The organism is Microcoleus sp. Pol1C5 (genome assembly GCF_036701115.1).
GTDB lineage: Bacteria > Cyanobacteriota > Cyanobacteriia > Cyanobacteriales > Microcoleaceae > Microcoleus.
Map to the genome: position 1 here is coordinate 24,065 of NZ_JAUBQE010000028.1, position 17,842 is coordinate 41,906.

15 protein-coding genes and 1 tRNA gene are annotated in these 17,842 nt (G+C 46.4%); 7 read left to right on the forward strand and 9 right to left on the reverse strand.

Annotated features, from left to right (window positions below; translation table 11 throughout):
• Window positions 1–25: 25 nt before the first annotated feature.
• Complete coding sequence (locus QUA23_RS16820; protein ID WP_333077311.1) at window positions 26–532, forward strand: DinB family protein; 507 nt, start codon at window positions 26–28, stop codon at window positions 530–532.
• 232 nt (window positions 533–764) lie between these two features.
• Here the strand turns inward: QUA23_RS16820 and QUA23_RS16825 are convergent, their stop codons facing one another.
• On the reverse strand, window positions 765–1,721 hold the full coding sequence (locus QUA23_RS16825) for a glycosyltransferase (RefSeq protein ID WP_333077339.1): 957 nt from the start codon (window positions 1,719–1,721) through the stop codon (window positions 765–767).
• Window positions 1,722–1,877: 156 nt separating this feature from the next.
• Entirely contained in the window at window positions 1,878–2,348 is a 471-nt protein-coding gene (locus QUA23_RS16830; protein ID WP_333077310.1) for a tetratricopeptide repeat protein, read from the reverse strand.
• Window positions 2,349–2,424: 76 nt separating this feature from the next.
• On the opposite strand from QUA23_RS16830, the gene QUA23_RS16835 reads away from it, so the two are divergent.
• Window positions 2,425–3,768, forward strand: a complete 1,344-nt coding sequence (locus QUA23_RS16835) for a glycosyltransferase family 4 protein (RefSeq protein WP_333077309.1) — start codon at window positions 2,425–2,427, stop codon at window positions 3,766–3,768.
• Between the two features lie 34 nt (window positions 3,769–3,802).
• The gene (locus QUA23_RS16840) at window positions 3,803–5,725 is read left to right on the forward strand and encodes a hypothetical protein (RefSeq protein ID WP_333077308.1); all 1,923 of its coding nucleotides are present in this window, start codon (window positions 3,803–3,805) and stop codon (window positions 5,723–5,725) included.
• A 303-nt stretch (window positions 5,726–6,028) separates the two neighbouring features.
• On the opposite strand, the gene QUA23_RS16845 is transcribed toward QUA23_RS16840, so the two are convergent.
• Window positions 6,029–6,175, reverse strand: a complete 147-nt coding sequence (locus QUA23_RS16845) for a hypothetical protein (RefSeq protein ID WP_006635359.1) — start codon at window positions 6,173–6,175, stop codon at window positions 6,029–6,031.
• Window positions 6,176–6,494: 319 nt separating this feature from the next.
• Entirely contained in the window at window positions 6,495–7,130 is a 636-nt protein-coding gene (upp, locus tag QUA23_RS16850; protein WP_333041182.1) for a uracil phosphoribosyltransferase, read from the reverse strand.
• Between the two features lie 599 nt (window positions 7,131–7,729).
• On the opposite strand from upp, the gene QUA23_RS16855 reads away from it, so the two are divergent.
• Window positions 7,730–8,302, forward strand: coding sequence for a DUF4360 domain-containing protein (locus QUA23_RS16855; RefSeq protein ID WP_333068488.1), 573 nt, complete (start codon window positions 7,730–7,732; stop codon window positions 8,300–8,302).
• A gap of 245 nt (window positions 8,303–8,547) precedes the next feature.
• Here the strand turns inward: QUA23_RS16855 and QUA23_RS16860 are convergent, their stop codons facing one another.
• The 3 genes from QUA23_RS16860 to QUA23_RS16870 form a co-directional block, all read right to left on the reverse strand.
• Window positions 8,548–9,795, reverse strand: coding sequence for a URC4/urg3 family protein (locus tag QUA23_RS16860; RefSeq protein WP_333077306.1), 1,248 nt, complete (start codon window positions 9,793–9,795; stop codon window positions 8,548–8,550).
• Window positions 9,792–10,874: an adenylate/guanylate cyclase domain-containing protein gene (locus tag QUA23_RS16865; protein ID WP_333077304.1), complete on the reverse strand. Its 1,083-nt coding sequence runs from the start codon at window positions 10,872–10,874 to the stop codon at window positions 9,792–9,794. The genes QUA23_RS16860 and QUA23_RS16865 overlap by 4 nt, the downstream gene beginning before the upstream one ends.
• 89 nt (window positions 10,875–10,963) lie before the next feature.
• On the reverse strand, window positions 10,964–12,211 hold the full coding sequence (locus tag QUA23_RS16870) for a GTP cyclohydrolase II (RefSeq protein WP_333077302.1): 1,248 nt from the start codon (window positions 12,209–12,211) through the stop codon (window positions 10,964–10,966).
• A 412-nt stretch (window positions 12,212–12,623) separates the two neighbouring features.
• Between QUA23_RS16870 and QUA23_RS16875 the strand changes: the two genes are divergently transcribed.
• Both QUA23_RS16875 and queC read left to right on the forward strand, forming a co-directional pair.
• On the forward strand, window positions 12,624–13,958 hold the full coding sequence (locus QUA23_RS16875; RefSeq protein ID WP_333077300.1) for a cytosine deaminase: 1,335 nt from the start codon (window positions 12,624–12,626) through the stop codon (window positions 13,956–13,958).
• 312 nt (window positions 13,959–14,270) lie between these two features.
• A complete protein-coding gene (gene queC, locus QUA23_RS16880) occupies window positions 14,271–14,945 on the forward strand; it encodes a 7-cyano-7-deazaguanine synthase QueC (RefSeq protein ID WP_333077299.1) in 675 nt (224 codons plus the stop codon).
• 140 nt (window positions 14,946–15,085) lie between these two features.
• Here queC and QUA23_RS16885 read toward each other — a convergent pair whose 3' ends face one another.
• Both QUA23_RS16885 and QUA23_RS16890 read right to left on the reverse strand, forming a co-directional pair.
• Window positions 15,086–16,564, reverse strand: coding sequence for a hemolysin family protein (locus QUA23_RS16885; RefSeq protein ID WP_333077298.1), 1,479 nt, complete (start codon window positions 16,562–16,564; stop codon window positions 15,086–15,088).
• A 68-nt stretch (window positions 16,565–16,632) separates the two neighbouring features.
• On the reverse strand, window positions 16,633–17,322 hold the full coding sequence (locus tag QUA23_RS16890; RefSeq protein ID WP_333077297.1) for a hypothetical protein: 690 nt from the start codon (window positions 17,320–17,322) through the stop codon (window positions 16,633–16,635).
• A 185-nt stretch (window positions 17,323–17,507) separates the two neighbouring features.
• Here QUA23_RS16890 and QUA23_RS16895 point away from each other — a divergent pair.
• Window positions 17,508–17,580 (forward strand) — tRNA-Ile (locus tag QUA23_RS16895).
• Window positions 17,581–17,842: the final 262 nt, after the last annotated feature.

Here is a 17,842-nt window from a genome sequence, read left to right on the forward strand (position 1 = left end):
CAAACTATGTGATTATGTTTTGAGTATGTACGACGGTAGCTACTACCAGCTAATGGCTGAGTACAATTGCTGGATGAATCAAAATCTATATTCGGTCTGCTCGGCAATTCCTGATGAACAGCGCAAACAGGATATGGGTGCCTTTTTTAAGTCGATTCATGGCACTTTGAATCACTTACTGTATGGTGACAAAGCATGGATGGGTCGTTTCACTCTTCACCCATTTTCTGGGACCGTTATCGGTCAAGAACTGTATGCTGACTTTGAGGTTTTGAGAGCAGAACGGGAGACAACGGATCGGCAAATTATAGAATGGTCTAGAAACCTTAATTCTGACTGGTTGAGTCAACCGTTTGAGTACACAAGCAATGTAGATGGTAAATGTCGCGTGCTACCGACTTGGGTTCTGGTGACACATATGTTCAATCATCAAACTCACCATAGAGGGCAAATTACCACACTACTGAAACAACTTGGCTACGACCCAGGCGTTACAGATATTCCGTGGCTACCCGCTATATCAATCGGATAATTTCTGGTTGTAAACCGACACGCCAGAAAACTCGGCGGTTAAAACCTCATCTACAGTTGCCTCTCGTCCCAGCAGAGGGGGACTCAAGAAAATCAAGAATTTAAACCTGTTTCGGTGGGTTTTGTCTGTATAAACGTGATTTTAATCCCCGACTTTTCAACCCTTGCCTTGTGAGTTTTGTGTGTATAGACGCGGTTTCAACCGCCACGTATTCTGTAGAAATCCTCCGCCTTCACAACTCCCGTTTCATTAACTCTCGCACAAACTCAAACGCCCTTGGACGCAACTCCACTGGCAGCAACGACAATCCCAAACCCGCCCACATTTTCGCCGCAGAAATAGACTTTCCAGCTCGCACCATCAGGCGCCCTTTTGCAGTTTCACCCACCTCAATCAGCCGCAAACCTAGCGCTAATTGAGTTTCTGCAATCCTTGTAAGTCTGACTGTTTCCAACTTCTCCGACTCAAACTCGTAGCCGGTCAAATAGCGCAATTTATCGCTTAAATACGGAATTGCCCGATCGACTCCTTGCTGTCCTGCGTGAACTCGATACTCCATCAACAGCTCCGGCAAGTAATAGCACTTTTTGCCCGCAATCGCAAGTCTCACAAACAAATCGTTATCTTCGCAATTTTGCAAATTTGGCCGCAGAAATCCTACTTCTTCCAGGGCGCGGCGGCGAAACAAAGTTGCCCCTATTTGCAAACTCTGTCTCAGAAAAACTGTGGAGAGCAAATCTTCAATAATTCCAGCCGACAACTCGGTGCGGCCCCACCGCTGCGAATTGAGTTTCGTCTGGTTTTCGTCAATATAATTGTTAATGTCAATCACCCAGTGATCTGTACTGACAAAATCGATGCTGGGGTCTTTATCTAAAATAGCAGATGTCCGCTCTAGAAATTGCGCGCTCAGGCGATCGTCATCGTCAAACTTAATAAAATACTCACCCCTTGCTGCCGCAAAGCCCGATCGCATATTATTACTCTTGCCAATATTGTGCGGGTGGCGAATGTAGCGAATCCCGCGATCGACAAATTCCGACATCAACAGAGGAGTGTTGTCAGTGGAACCGTCATCACAGATAATTAATTCAAAATCTGTATAAGTTTGATCTAGCACGCTGGCGATCGCACAAGCCAGCAGATGAACTCGATTGCAAGTAGGAATGCAAACGCTAATTTTGGGTATTTTAGACAATTTTAGATTTGAGATTTAAGATTGCAAAAAAATCCTGAAACCATTGATTTTCTTCCTTCTTCCTTCTTCCTGACATCCGTTACATCCGTTACATCTTGTACATTGCTCGTTGCCGAACTTTCTTCTTCCTTCACTCCACAGTTAATTTTAAGTCAAACGAGCCGTACATTCGAGAATTAACTTTTGATTCACCAAAGCAAAAGGCTGAATTTCCAAAGCGCGACGAAAAGCTTGAATAGCATTTATGTATTCTCCCAAGGCAGCGTAGCACAAACCTAGACCGTGCAGCGCCCCAAAATGCACCGGGTTCAGTTTGAGGACGATTTCGCAGTCGTCGATCGACTTTTTATAATTTCCTTGGGTATAGTGAAGTACGGCGCGTCGGTTCCAAGCTTCAGCAAAATCCGGCGCTTCCGCAATCAGTTTCGTCAGCAAATCCAAAGCGTGGTGAACATCGCCTGCATCCAGCGAAACTTGCGATCGCCTGAGAATTTGCATCCCATAGTCACCTTTCTGGTTAAACCAAGTGCGCCAGAGTTCTGTAGTTGCCCGATCCCGCACGATTTCGTCGGACTTTTTCAAGTCTTCGAGCAGCGCCTTAACAGATAATTCGTCCATAGGTGCGAAGATTGTTAAAAAGATTTAATCAATCAATTTTATCGCGCAAGCGGCAACTTTATTTATTCCACATCCCATGAAGATTTTGATGCTTTCCTCGACTTTTCCCTATCCGCCAAGCCGCGGAGGAACTCAGGTAAGGACGTTTAATTTATTACAATACTTGAGCCGGCGGCATGATGTAATTCTCGGCACTGTACGATCGCCCGATGTCACCGATGCACAAATCGACACATTGCGCCAGCAAGTTGCAGAATTGGCAGTTTTTCCCCATCCGCAGACACCCCCCCAACCCCCCCTTGCTAAGGGGGGGCTAAGACTCCACCAGGAGACTGAGGAAGGATTTTTACCTCCCCCCCTTAATAAGGGGGGGACTGAGGGGGGGTTCTCTAAAATAATAGGAAAATTCCACAGATTTGGTCGATTTTTGCAGTCGGGTACACCTCCCAACGTACTCTCAAGCTACTCCCAAGCAATGCAGAATTGGGCAGACGAATTGGTAACAGCAGGCAAATGCGATGCTGTCACCTCCGAACACAGCGTTAATGAGATTTACGTGCGTCCAGAATGGCGGCAAAAACTGCTGACAGTGGCAAACATTCACAGTTCCGTTTGGGGAACTTGCAGGGAAATGTTAGCAACCGGCACGTCGGAAAAACCCCTGCGCGATCGACTAAATTTACCGCTACTCGCCCGCTACGAAAAACGCTACTGTTCCAAATTCTCTCGCATTGTTGCGACCACATCCACAGACAGAGAGCAACTCCTAGAATTACTGTTGCCTCCGGTTCAGGTGCGAGGAAAACAAGATTTTTTTGTACCTTCCATAGATGTAATTCCTAACGGCGTAGATTTAACCCAATTTCCGTACCGGTCGATCGATCCGGGAGGACATACCTTAATTTTTGCAGGCGCCATGAACAATTTGCCCAATATTGACGCGGCGCGGTTTCTCAGTTTGCAAATAATGCCGCTTTTGCAGCAGCGCTATCCCGATGCTACCCTCACCTTAGTAGGGGCTTCGCCAGTCCCGGAAGTGCTCGCCTTGGGGAAACTCCCCGGAATTCAAGTAGTAGGTCGGGTGCAAAGGGTGGCAGAATATTTGCATCAAGCTGCTGTTTGTGTGGTGCCGATGCGGATTGGTTTTGGGATTAAAAATAAAACTTTGGAGGCGATGGCTGCGGGAACCCCCGTCGTTGCAAGCGATCGAGGTTTGGAGGGTGTAGCCGTCGATGGCGGCCCACAACCGAGAAGGGCCTTGCGGGCGAACAAAGTTCAGGAGTATGTTGAGGCGATCGCCAGTTTGTTTGAAAATCAGCAGCTAAGACAAGAACTCTCTGTCAACGCGCGATCGCTCGTTGAAAGCCAATACACTTGGGATATCATAGGTCGGCAGTACGATCGGCTATTGCAATTTTAAACTCTAAATTCTAAAATCTAAATTCTAAAATGGCATGATGGAACACAAAATTAACCCCTCAAAAAATCGAGCCAAACCCCCAGAAAATCGCCAAGTTGCTCCTCCTCCTACAAGACGCCGGCGCCAAACCCGACGCCCCAAAAATCTTCAAGAGTCCCAGCTTCCAATACCTACTACCCGAACTCGCGCGAGATATCCCTGGAAAAGACTGGTAGCTAATTTGACAGCCCTCAGCGTCTTGGCTGGCTGTGCAGCTTTGATGGGAGGCGGCGCTTGGCTGAGTTATCAGCTAATTGTCGATCCCAATGGCAACAGGTTGATCTCTCAGTTTGTGCCGGAATGGTCGCGCCTGCCTACAGGTAGCAGAGATTCGATCCAAACTCTCGATCAAATCAAAGGCAGCATCCGCAAATTGGGATTTGTAACCGGAGAAGCCCTGCCGCTTCCCGTCGATCGATCCCGCGATAATTCTATTTCCGATTTGCTCTTGCCGGTGATGGTAGAAAGAACTGTTAAGGCTTCTACGGTTTGCAAAAATCCTTGCCGTCAAATTGTCGAACTTCGGGTGTACAAGCGAGTACAGTTGCCCGATCGCAGTTCCGATAAAGAGCAGTATTTTCAGCTAGCAAGTTCTGTGAACGTAGAAGGCCCGGCGGAATCTTTTGTCATTACTTCTTTAGCTGACTCTACATCTGACAATCAAGCCTCGAATCAGTCCCTACCTCTAACAGAACTGCGCCGCTTTGACGGAAAGCCTCCAGCCTCTGGCATTTGGTTTAATGTCAGCGGTCAACTAAAGCGGGGCGACAGGAAAATTCCCTACGGACAAGTCGTTCGCTACAACCCCAGCCAAAATCATTTAATGCCGCTGTTGGAGTGGGCGAGTGCGGCCGGACAACCGCCGAATTGGCAGCAAATTGTTAAGGGGGAAAACCCACAATTGGCGATCGACCAAACAGTGGGTTTAGAGCCGCAATTTACGCTTTATCAAATTGGCCCGCGCAAATTTTTGCCGAACCCCGTTCAGTTAACTGCGATTTCTTTAGAAGAAATTGCTTTCAATGACGAGACTTACCAAAATGGGCTGCGACTGGCGAAAAGCGGGCTGTGGTCTCCAGCATTAAATGTCATGCGTGTGGCGAAGGGGAAAGCGGGCAAAAATTGGCCTGCCGTCGCGCAAGCTCAGCTAGAAACGATCGAATTTCACGCTAAAATTACTCGGGCTCAGGCGATCGCATCTTGGGCCAGTCCCGGTCAACAAGTTCTCGCAGAATTGATCGACGGCCGCTGGGCCGAAGCTTTGCAAGTATTTGAAGCCGATCCGAGCAACAGTAACGAAATAGCCACAACCCTCAAAAATGACAGCGGGCGGATCTGGAACCGCATAGACGCCGCCTTGAGAGTGAATGCCGCTGACGCCGATGTCAAGGCTTGGGGCGCCCTGATTGTAGCTTCTCAAGACGGAACTCGCGAGGCGATGAATTGGCTCGACCAGCAATCAGATACTGACAGCGAAACCAGAATTCGAATTCGGAATTTGGTCAACAAACTTCAGGAAGCAGTTTCTCAGGCTGAAAGTTTAGAAGCCCACAAGAGTCAAATTATGGGTTCTGCTACTTTAATTAACAGTGTCAATCCCGCTGAGTGGCTGGAACCCGAACCGAACAACGAGTTAAAATTGGCGGGAGAACAAGTTTGGTATCAGGTGCAAGTAGCGAGTTTTTACGACGGTAGCCGCTGGGTTAATTCGCCCTTTTCAGATGTAGAAGTGCGTTCTTTTCCTGCTACTCAAGTTAAGTGGCTCTGGGGGCGGCTGGGATTACTGGCTGACCCCAAGATTAAGATTGAGGTAGCGATGGCTAACGGTCAACAAAGAGTTGCTGTGGGAACGGTGAAAGCAGTGCAGATTCAAGACGGAAGTCTGCGCTTGCTGGCGGCAGTTGACAAGCGATCGTAATCTGGCAGAAAGCATTCGGCAGATAGAACAGTCCCGGAGGCACTGTTGACACAAAGAAACCGGGGTTTTTTACCATTTCTGCCGATTGCAACAGAAGTATTTTCGTAAAAAAACCCGGTTCCTTCCACCTGTACGTCCAAAACTAGGAATAAGAAAAATGCTTTCTTCTTCCTCTTGGGCAACTCCGAAAGAGGCGCAATCTCAAAACTCTTCCCCTCTCCACTTATGGCTCTTGGACAACAATGCAGACAAAAATTTTGTTAATTTAATTAACACAAGTTGCACACAAAAAACCCAGAGATGTCAAATGGCGCCCTTTTTAGAGAGTGCTGCAATCATCTGCCGTTTCACCGCTTTAGCCCAAAGCTCAAACTCCAAACTGTTGATATTGTTGATTTTCACTTCCTCAACAGGCTGAGTTGGGGCTTCTTTCTGTGCTGTAGTCTCCATTGTTTTTTCCCTCGTCAAAAAATGTTAGTAGTCTATCGCAAACGGTTAGCATCATACATCTATCTTATGAACTAATTCCTGCAATTAATTACACTAAAGGCAGAGATTTTACCCATAAGATGCAGTAAATACATTGAGATAATGCAATTTACGAATTAAACCTAAGAAAATCCTACAACCCTTGCTATATATAGGCTTTCCCTGACATTAAAATCTTACAATTTACATTGTGTGGCACTATCAAACCAATGCTTATGTTAGTAAACTTATTTTTAAATGAATGTATTGGCATATACAGCCCAAAATCATTTTATTGAATTCACATAGTGCCGTAAAGCCGATCGCCCGCATCTCCGAGTCCGGGTACAATATACCCGTGCTCGTCCAAACACTCGTCAACAGCAGCCGTATAAATCTGCACGTCAGGGTGTTGTTCGTGAAAGTGCTTAAGTCCCTCCGGTGCCGCCAGCAAGCACAAAAATTTAATAGACTTCGGATTAACTTCTTTAAGCCTATCCACTGCCGCGACTGCTGAATTACCAGTAGCCAACATCGGATCGACAATTAAAACATCTCGCTGTTCGATATCCTGGGGAACTTTGAAATAATATTCGATCGCCATCCGAGTTGTCGGATCGCGGTACAAACCAATATGTCCTACCCTCGCAGACGGAATCAGTTCTAAAATACTATCTAACAGTCCCTGACCTGCGCGCATAATCGAAATAATAACAATTTTCTTTTCTGCAGCCAGCACCGGTGCATTCATTTTGGCGATCGGCGTTTCTATTTGTTCGTATTTTAGCGGCAAATCTCGCGTCACTTCATAGGCTAGCAGCATCCCAATCTCTTTCAGCAGTTGGCGAAATTTCGCCGTACTCGTTTGAGTTTGCCGCATGAGAGTTAACTTGTGCTGTATCAAAGGATGGTCAATGACAGTAACTTTAGCACTCATTTTTTTGAATAATTAATTTGCTTTATTCTAACTTATCAGCCATGGAGGCATTCTTGACGCAAAAAAACCCGGTTTCTGCGGCCCCTGCGTCCTGGACTACTTATATCAAACCCCTATTGAAAACACGAATACCGCGCGAATAAAATTCGCTCCTACAATTGCCTTTCGTCCGCCCAAGGCGACACTAAGTATGCGAGTTTGGAAAATAGACAAATATGTCATTATCTCGTTTCTCTCCTTCCTGCACTCTTCCTAAGAACGCATATCCGCGCCCAAAACCCTCCCCACTGGTTTCGCTGTCTCGTACTCCATCCAAGCCGATTAACACAGGTCCGGAGTTTCGCCCCGAAATCTTCCGGAACTTTTACCAACAGATATGAATCTTAAGAAGTATCAGCAGAAAATAGTTTTTTCGATTAATTCACTAATCGAAAAAACCTGAATAGGAACTGCACATGAGGTCATAAGCTTGGCTTGAATGGCTTTTCATCTTTCCACATGAAGGTGGCCCTATCCAAGTGTAAAAAACATTACCTAAATTCAGTTCCAATTTTTTAGGGTGCTCCTAACATACAAGTGAACTATTAAGGAGAACATCCATGAAGTTTGTAAAACTATTGCTAGCTACGGCATTAATGACTGCTTCTATCAGCCCCGCTTTGGCTAATCCTACCGTTCAAATTTTAGGTGCAAGCTACGGCGGTAGCGGTTGCCCAGATCGCTCCGCCAGCGTCAGCGTCAGCCCCGACGGTCAAGAACTCACCATCCTATTTGATAAGTTTGCAGCCCTGGGAAATGTCTCAACAGAAAGCCGAAAAAGCTGCAATCTGAGCATTCCCATCAAAGTACCCCAAGGTTACCAAATTTCCATCTACGATGCTGATTACCGCGGCTACGTTGCTCCTAAAACCACAGGCAACCTGCGAGCAGAATACTTTTTCGCTGGAGCCCGCGGCCCTGTTTTTAATCGGAATCTCAGCGGCGAAACTAACTACAATGTTCGAGATAGCTTAGCCACTGTAGCGAATGTTTGGTCTCGCTGCGGCGACAGTGTAAATATGAGAGTAAATGCTGCAATGACAGCCCGCGGTGCCGGCATGGCCACCGTTGACTCCTTCGATTTGGCTCATCGCGGTTTAGTTTATCACGTCAAATATCGCACTTGCCGCTAAGCAGCTTGTGGGAGTGTAGTGTGAGGTATAGTTTTCAGGTTTGAATTTTGAATTTTAAGTTGGAAGAGGGGATAATTTTCCCTCTTCCTTCTTGCTTCTTCCCTCTTCCTTCTTCCCTTTTCCTTCTTCCTGACATCCGTTACATCCGTTATAGAATCCGTTGCCGAACTTCCCTCTTCCTTCTTCCCTCTTCCTTCTTCCCTCTTCCCTCTTCCTTCTTCCCTCTTCCTTCTTCCTTCTTCCTTCTAAAACACAGTGCCGTCACTTTCAATCAGAATTGGCGGCACTCCACCAGCCCTCAATTCTCCCGCAATTTTCCGCCCCGCCGCCCAAGTTCCTCCTTGCAAAATCTTCACCAGCGGCAAGTCTGTCGCACTCAAATGCAGCTTTTCTCGAATAGCTGTGGCAATTTTATCTAAAAGATTCACAGTCAGCGATCGCCATTCTACTATAACTTCAGAACCAGGCAAGTAACTCTGCTCAAAAATAGCCGAATCTTTTGTCCGCAGCAGCCCGATATCCAAACACAAACCGCCGTTGCGGTACTCCGGCAATCCCGTTAACTCATCCAATCCGGCGACTTCTAAACCAAGTTCTTGCAGCGGTTCCAACAGCGAATAAGTCAACCACTGCGATAGTTTGTGAAACGGCACGAATTCATCTCCCAGATTTTCTCCTGTTAAAGCCGGATGCCGCCAAACATCGCCTAAATTAACGCCACCAATTGCATATCTTCCCGGCCAAATTTCCCCAAAACCTGTCAAAACAGCGCTCAACACTTCAGAAGCCTTCACAGTGTTGACTCCAGAAACCCGACTGTCGAACAAGTATTTTGCCAAATTGCCGGGACGCGGGTTGGCGCAACCAAATAATAGTGGATGTTGGCAAATCGCCTTCCCCAAACGCTGCAATAATTCTAATCGACCTGTTAAACCAACTAGCGGATTGTCTCTACTTACCTGAAATCCTGCAGCTAAGGTTTCGAGTTTTAATTGAGACAGTCCCTGAGAATCCGCTTGCCAAGGAAAATCGGGATTGCTGGAAAAAACACCTTGACAAAACATCCGCAAGCTGGCTATTGCTAACCCTTCAGAACGGCAGTAAACCTGCCCGGTTTCTGGTTCACAATACTGCCAATCTGCACCAGCACCCGCATCGAGCAAAACGCTGATAATTACTAAATCAAATTTGATCTTAGCTTGCTCTATGAGTGCAAATTCTGCTAAAGCTGCATCCAATTCGGCGAGTCGCGACAAGTTGCCAGCTTCAAAATGTCGCCAGCGACTGTGAAAGGGAATGTTAAAATCGGGATAATTTTGGCGCGTTGTATCAATTACATAATTTGCTGCGTTGTCGAGTTGGGATAAATCTACGCGGAAGTAGCGAAGTTTGTCCAGGCGGGCTAAATCAAAAAGCCGATCGCACTTTTGGCGAATAGCAGCCGGCGTTCTCAGATATTCTACAGTCTCAATTTCAATATTTTGCAACTTCATACCACCAAACAGCGGTAAACATCGTTTTCTCGAAAAAAGTCAAACTGACTGTAATCTAAAAGATTATCTAAAATCGCATTTTTATCGATTTTGATCAACTTATATTCCCACTTCGACCCGCTGACTTCGCGTTTTATGTGATCGGAAACTATCACCGAGTTTTTTTCTTTCCCCGGAGATACTATTTTACTTAAATCTTCCAGCCTGTCGGCTATGTGAATATCTTTTCCGTAAGTGCAAGACCTAAATATATATAGATTTCCTTTCGCAACTCCCACCGACAAGCCACAAGGTATTTGATTGGCGTTAATAAAAAGTTTCCAGTTCTCGCACAGACTTTCCATTGCCGCTAAGGCTGAGTGAGCTTCCGGGAAAGTCAACAAATGCGAATCACCAACAATACTCCGAATTGTGCCGCCGTATTCTTCGCAAATTGTTTTTTCAAAAGTATCAAAGTTGGTGAGCAAATATTCAACATCTTTGATAGAATTAGATTCTTGATAAGCTATAAAACCTCTCAAATCTGCTTTAATTATTGCTTGATTCTTGATGATTCGCGTTTTGTAACTTTGGTCAACTTTGTATACTTTTTCAGGTTCGCTCATCCCTTTCAAAGAAAACTCGTTGACAAAAGACGTTTGCACTTCTGCTTTGTTGAGCGCCAGCCATGCTGCTTGGGACAAATATATTTCATCCGGCGGAGTTACTGATTCTATGCGCGCTGTTAAATTCACAGTATCGCCAAAGATATCTTTATCTTGATGCAAGACATCTCCTAATGTAATCGACACGCGAATAGCCAATCGTTCGTCGTTCGCCTTGCTAGATTGTTGCGCTCTCAATTCTTGCTGCATTTCTATGGCTGCTACCGCCGCTGCTGTGACGCTGGGAAAAATTATCCAAAATGAATCACCTTCCCCTTTAATCACGCTGCCTTCATTTCTGGCGCTAATATCTGAAACAAAAGTTTTATGCTCGTTTAACAAACTACTCAAGTCCGACTGAGATAATTTTTTGACTCTGACGGTATATCCGCAAATATCTGTTTTTACGATCACACTAGAACGCAAATTAGCCATAATCTACCCTGACTGATCAAAAACCAGCAATAAATTTTGTTTAGCAAAGACGCGATTGTTCGCGTCCCATCGGTCGCGTCTTTGCCCTCTTAATCTCCTAAATCGCGTCCGATCGCTTCTGCAAGAATTGTAGCATCTGGCACCGGGTCTGGTGTGTAGTAGCCGGCGGCTTTTTTGGCGACAATTTCGACTTGTGCGTCTGCAGGAATCCAATCTTCTGGAATGGGGATGCGATCGACCACCTGAATGCCAGAATTGATAATCGCATTGTATTTCATATCGCTCATAGAAACTAAACTGTCAATTCGAGAGATCCCCAACCAGTGCAGCACGTCTGGCATTAGTTCTTGAAACCGCATATCTTGAACTCCCGCAACACATTCAGTGCGCGTAAAATAGGCATCAGCGCGATCGCCGCCTTCCTGCCGTTTTCTGGCATTGTACACCAAAAACTTAGTCACTTCCCCCAAAGCTCTCCCTTCCTTGCGGAAGTAAACAATTACCCCAGAACCGCCTGATTGTGCCGTTTGGATGCAAATTTCCATCCCGTGTACCAAATAAGGGCGACAAGTGCAGATATCGGAACTGAAGACATCAGAACCGTTGCATTCATCGTGTACCCGTACCGCCAACTGCTTATCCGGGTCAGAAATATTCGCGACATCGCCAATAATATAAACCGTAGTTCCGCCAATTGGCGGCAAGAAAACGTGCAAGTCCGGCCGCGTCACTAAGTCCGAGAACATTCCGCCTGTTTCCTCGAACAGGACACGGCGAAGAACGCTTTCTTGGGCGCCGATCCGCCTAGCAATTCCCGGCAAATACCACACCGGGTCGATCGCAATTTTAGTTACTGCTAAATTGCCACCTGCTTTGACTATTTTGCCATCAATTTGCACTCGCCCCTTAGCGATGGCATCTTGCAATTCCGGCATATTAATGTGAGCTTTAGTGACCGCAATTGTCGGTCGAATATCATATCCCTGCTGGATAAATGAAGTATAAACTTCGCTGACCAAACCCCCAAAGGGATCGAGAGAAACAATCAAATTGCGATCGCCCCAACTCGGGTGCGGCCCGATGTGTGCGGCCGGAGAGGTGTTGGTAAAATCAGGGCGGTGATCTGCTTGGAGTGCGCCGTTGGCAACTGCTAGCGCGCGATAAACAGAGTAGGAACCCGAATGAGTGCCGATCGCATTCCGGTGAGACGATTTGGTGAGGCTACCAATCACAGGCCCCCGTTTCAGCGGATCGATTTCTCCCCAGTAAATGGGATGAGGTTTTGTGCCAGATCTGTCGGGATGGGATGTTAAAACTATATGCTTGGGTTTTGACACAGTTTTTTTGGGATATTGCTATGGATGCTGCTGTTAATTGAAAGTGAAATTGCAATTTGAAGCAGTGATTTATGATAGCAAACGGATTCAGGCTGTGGAAGTATCAGGCATAGCCAAACTCGTGACGCTGATTTTCGCGCTGTCCTGAAAATATAAAAATTTTGCATAAGTGCTTCAGTGATTAGGGCGGGAGTACAAACAGCAAAGCTACCTATTTAATCCAAGTTTCTCTAGCATTTATATTTTCTTTCTGCATGATATTTGTTTAACTAACCGCAGAGAGCGCAGAGGCCGTAGAGAATCTAGAAAAGAGAGAAAGAGGAAAAGAGAGATGTTCACAATTCCTGCAAGGGTTGTTATAGTTACAACTGGTAGCCAGTAATTATCAACAAAATACTAACTCACAAAATTAATGTTGCCAAGTACATCTAATTATTTGCTCAAAAATGGTCGCGTACCCGCGTCTCTTCTAGAGATGAAATCGATCGCGCCCTCAGCTTCTACTGTGGCGACAACGGGGAGTGAGAACAATTTTTGTTTGGTGGATATCGAAATTGCAGCGGGTACGATCGCCCAAATCATCCCAGCAGGTACAAAACCTGTATCCTCCTCTGAATATATCCCAGTTGTAGATTTGCAGGGGGGCTTAATCTGGCCTTGTTTTGTGGATATGCACACCCATTTAGACAAAGGCCACATTTGGGAACGATCGCCCAATCCCGATGGAACTTTTGCCAGCGCGATCGAAGCAGTGTGCGCTGATGCCCAAAAAAACTGGAATGCAGAGGATGTTTACCGGCGGATGCAGTTCGGCATCAAGTGCAGCTACGCCCACGGAACCAAGGCCATCCGCACTCACATCGACAGCGCGGGCGAACAGGGAACCGTTAGTTTGGAAGTATTTGAAGCGCTGCAAGCCGAATGGGGCGATCGGCTGATCTTACAAGCAGCTTCCTTGGTTTCCCTCGACTATTACCTGACACCCGCAGGCGAAAAATTAGCCGATCGCATTGCCCAAATTGGCGGCATTCTCGGCGGCGTCGCCTATATGAATCCCGACTTAGACAAACAACTCGATCGAGTTTTTGCCTTAGCCAAAGAACGAAATTTAAACCTCGACTTCCACACCGACGAAAACGACGATCCAGATTCAGTAACATTGCGGGAAGTCGCAAAAACCGCCATCCGCCATGAATTTGGGGGTCAAATAATCTGCGGACACTGCTGTAGTTTAGCCGTACAACCGTCTGATTTAGTAACAGAAACTCTGGAATTAGTCAAGGAAGCAAATATTGGCATTGTCAGCTTGCCGATGTGCAACCTTTACCTGCAAGACCGAGAATCTCAGCATACACCGCGCTGGCGGGGAGTGACACTGCTGCACGAACTCAAAGCAGCAGGAATTCCCGTTGCAGTTGCTAGCGATAATTGTCGCGATCCGTTTTACGGATTTGGCGACCATGATGTTTTGGAAGTTTTTAATATGGCAGTCCGCATCGCTCATTTAGATAGGCCTTATGGAGACTGGCCCTGTGCAGTTACAAAGACTCCAGCCGATTTAATGGGATTGCCGAATTTAGGGCGAATTGCAGTGGGTTTACCTGCTGATTTGATTTTGTTTAAGGCGCGGAATTTCAGCGAATTGTTATCTAGAGCGCAGGGCGATCGCACAGTTTTGCGGCAGGGCATTAAAATTGATACAACTTTGCCCGATTACCGCGAACTCGATGATTTATTAGCAACTTAAATCTGACATCCTGCATCAATCTCAAGAACAGACAAGATGCCTGTTCCACAAAAGATGAATTTTCTTTATACTCGTTACTAGGCTCTGCCTGGTAACGTATATCTGGAGGCTCTGCATCCAATTTTCCTGGCCGTAATGCGAGGCAGAGCCTCTAAATCTCGGTTCCCAGGCAGAGCCTAGGAAGCAGTTAATTTTTAGGTAAGCTGTGCAGTGCCTAAGCTACATTTAGATGTTCTACACAACTATTATTATTGTCAATTGGCGACTAATTTGATATAAATATAAAAGCTAATTTTATTGAGGATGTTTTAAGTGAAAGCAGTTATTTTATTGTCGGGAGGGCTGGATTCCTCAACAGTTTTGTATCAAGCCAAAGCCGACGGCTGCGAGTGTTACGCGATTTCCTTTGACTACAAGCAAAGGCATCGGCGGGAGTTGGAATCAGCAAGGGCGATCGCACTTGGTGCAGGCGTTAAGGCACATCAGATAGTAAACTTTGACTTAACACTGTGGGGCGGTTCCGCTTTGACGGATAATGAGATGGCATTGCCGATCGATCGCACTCTGGGAGAAATGTCTCAAAACATCCCCACTACTTACGTTCCTGCTAGAAATACGATCTTTCTCAGCTTTGCCCTCGCCTACGCAGAAACTCTAGCAGCCGATCGCATTTACATCGGTGTCAACGCTTTAGATTATTCCGGCTATCCCGACTGCCGCCTCGATTACATCCAAGCCATGCAGGAAGTATTTCGCTTAGGAACAAAGCAGGGCCGAGAAGGAAATGCTATTAATATTATAACACCTTTGATCGAACTTAAAAAAACAGAAATTATTCAATTAGGCAACAAATTAGGAGTACCTTGGGAGCAAACTTGGTCTTGCTACGCAGGCGGGGAAACTGCCTGTGGCGTTTGCGATTCTTGTCGGTTGCGGCTGGCAGCTTTTGAGGAATTGGGGCTGAAAGATCCGGTGGCTTATGCTTAAACAGTATTCCGAGTCTGCGGTTGAAATTGCACCTCCCTAAACTCTCGTTTCTCTCTAAGAGACTAAAGAATAAACGGGGTTGCTAACTCAGATTTGGTATAAAAAGTTGCGCTATTTTGATCGCCCTTTTCATCAAAATCTTAATGAGAAAATTTTCCCACACTACTCAACCCGCTATTCTTTCGCCCTTTCCCCACAACTTCCTCATCGGCTGCTGTAACTTCATCTAGAACTCGATCGCCCGCAGCGTCTTCCAACAAGTGAATTTGAAGTTGATCCAACCGCGGCCCGGACACAGAAACAACCGTAAGTTCCACATTTTCGCCGCGCCAAACTTCCCCCACCGCCGGCATTCTTTGCAACTGATAGCTCAGAAAACCTCCGATTGTCTGATATTCGTCAGTTACTGGCAAATCCAAATTCAATATTTGATTCACATCATCTAAATTTAACTGCGCTTGCACTAAATAAGTGCGATCGTCCAATACTTGCAAAGCTATTTCTTTGCTGTCGGGTGACTCGTAGCTGCGGCCGATAATTTCGGCTATCAAATCCCTCAGTGTCACTAACCCGGAAATGCCACCAAATTCATCGACTACGATCGCAATTTCTTCCGACGAACTCTGCATCAAAGGCAGCAGTTCCCCCAGCAGCATCATCTCCGGCACAAACCTCACCGAATCCATCCAAGGTAAAATGGGCGTGTCGGGAGATAGCAAACCTTCAGCTAAGGGTTTCGCAAGTTGTTTGAAGCCAATAATGCCGATAATGTCGTCTAAAGAATCTCCCGTCACGGGATAGCGGGAATGGTGAGAAATAGCCATTTCGTCGAGCAAAGTTTGAAAGGTTGCTGTCTTGGGAAGTGCGACAATGCTAGGCCTCGGCACCATTACTTCTTCTACCCAAACTTCGCCAAATTCAAACACGTTGTTGAGCAATTCTCGCTTTTCTGCTTCCAAGCCGCTCGATTCGCTGGAAGTAGCTATAATTAGTTGCAGTTCTTCGGGAGTAACCGGGCGATGCCTTAGATCGTATTCGATGCCCGCAAACCGCAAGAGCGATCGAGTAGATTGATTGAGAAACGACACAAAGGGCTTGAACACACGGGCAATCAATAAACTCGGAGGCCCTAAAGTTCTGGCTAGCTGTTCGGAATACAGCAACGCTACTGATTTGGGAAAGAGTTCGCCCAGTACGATTTGCACGTAAGCTAGCAACAAAAAAGTTACTATTGAGATGCTAAAAGAATGGGCGATCGCCGACTTGATGTAAATTGGCAGTGGCAAATACCCGATCGACATTCGGACTAGCACGGCGATCGTACTTTCCCCAATCCAGCCGAGAGCTAAACTAGAAAGAGTGATTCCCAACTGCATTGTCGAGAGCAATCGCTCAATACTTTGCTGCAAAGATTGCACAGTTAAAGCTGCAACGTCGCCAGCTTCCACTAACTGATTGATGCGCGATCGGCGTACCGTCACCATCGAAAACTCAGCCGCCACAAAAAAAGCATTAATCGCAATCAGCAACAGCACTGACAGCAACCGCGACAGCACCTCTGTCGAACTCATCGCGGGTAAATCAGATATCTCCTGCACTCTCGCCCCTAAAAGTGACACAATGCTCCCTAAAAAAACTTTCTCGATCAAACCTGAGAATCTGTCTGCAGGTTTGGTCTTCTTTTATTTTACTTCGCCACTGGAATGCCAGATATTTGCAACTGAAGTTTTTGACCTGGATAATCTGTCAGCGTCAGCGAAACTTCTTTAGCATTTTCCAGCAAAGCTGTGGGAATACTCACCGTACCGTAAAACACCTGCCCGTTGGGGGGCAGTTCCGAGGGCAAATCCTCGGCAGTCGCGCTCAGGGCCCGGCCGCGATCGTCAGTGACGTTCAAGAAACTGTAGAGAAACCTCACAGCTTGGGAGCCTTCATTTTTCATGCTCACGTCTAGCAGCATGGAATTGTTGCGCTGACTGGCCGCGCTTACCTCCAGGGTTATTCCCCCGTCGCGACTGTTCAGAGGAAACTTGGCGCTAGCATTTTGTGCAGCGGGTTTTTTGGCTGCGGCTGGTTTAGAGCTTGCCTTCTCTGTTTTAGTATTTGCCCCGGCCGTTTTTTCTGGATCGCGACCTTCTACCCGTGCTTTGACGGTTGTGAGAATGTCTTTTTCTTTCAAAATGCTCACTTGGTCTTTGCTAGCCGTCGTTCCAGGCTTGCCGCTGCCCGCATTGTTGCTGGGACGAACATCGGGTTGAGTCGTTCCTTGCAAGGCTTCGCGACCTATAGTAAATCCCCAAACAGAACTCGTCACGCCTGCTCCAAACATTAGAGCGAGCAGAATTAGAGTCAGCACTACCGTCGAATTCACTGCCATTGCCTATAAGTTTATGCCGAGTCCTAGAAACTGCTTTGTCGGGTCGATCGGCTTGCCTAACATTGGCTAACAGGCGATCGGGACTCAGCAGATCTAAAGATTTTGATTTTTGTTCTCTAGTTCTAGCACGGACTGAGAAATTATGTTATAATTCATTTTGAGTTAAGTCGAAGAAATCGATTTAACGGCAGTTGGCCGAGCGGTTTAGGCAGCGAACTCATAATTCGCCCCAGGCAGGTTCAACTCCTGCACTGCCGATTTTCAATAAATCAAGACGCTCCGCGCAACGGCGAAAAACTAGGTTTCTTCCTAGAGGCTTGCTTACCCAAGCCCCTATTCTGGTAGAAACCTGGTTTTTTACGCTGTCAGCGGGCGGAAACGAAGTATTTTGCTCAGTGATGGACGCACAAAGTGGTTTGACGCGCTACTTACAGCGCACCCTACTTAGTTTATTTAGCTGGAGTTGGTTTAACAGTCAGTTGTGCCCAATCTAAAATCTAAAATCTAAAATCTAAAATCG

Bases quoted from the DNA above. Each gene is read 5' to 3' on its own strand.
- QUA23_RS16840 (WP_333077308.1), top strand. From the start codon at position 3,803: ATGATGGAACACAAAATTAACCCCTCAAAAAATCGAGCCAAACCCCCA.
- QUA23_RS16820 (WP_333077311.1), top strand. From the start codon at position 26: ATGTACGACGGTAGCTACTACCAGCTAATGGCTGAGTACAATTGCTGG.
- QUA23_RS16865 (WP_333077304.1), bottom strand. From the start codon at position 10,874: ATGGCTAATTTGCGTTCTAGTGTGATCGTAAAAACAGATATTTGCGGA.
- QUA23_RS16875 (WP_333077300.1), top strand. From the start codon at position 12,624: ATGTTGCCAAGTACATCTAATTATTTGCTCAAAAATGGTCGCGTACCC.
- QUA23_RS16890 (WP_333077297.1), bottom strand. From the start codon at position 17,322: ATGGCAGTGAATTCGACGGTAGTGCTGACTCTAATTCTGCTCGCTCTA.
- QUA23_RS16830 (WP_333077310.1), bottom strand. From the start codon at position 2,348: ATGGACGAATTATCTGTTAAGGCGCTGCTCGAAGACTTGAAAAAGTCC.
- QUA23_RS16860 (WP_333077306.1), bottom strand. From the start codon at position 9,795: ATGAAGTTGCAAAATATTGAAATTGAGACTGTAGAATATCTGAGAACG.
- QUA23_RS16855 (WP_333068488.1), top strand. From the start codon at position 7,730: ATGAAGTTTGTAAAACTATTGCTAGCTACGGCATTAATGACTGCTTCT.
- QUA23_RS16835 (WP_333077309.1), top strand. From the start codon at position 2,425: ATGAAGATTTTGATGCTTTCCTCGACTTTTCCCTATCCGCCAAGCCGC.
- upp (WP_333041182.1), bottom strand. From the start codon at position 7,130: ATGAGTGCTAAAGTTACTGTCATTGACCATCCTTTGATACAGCACAAG.
- QUA23_RS16845 (WP_006635359.1), bottom strand. From the start codon at position 6,175: ATGGAGACTACAGCACAGAAAGAAGCCCCAACTCAGCCTGTTGAGGAA.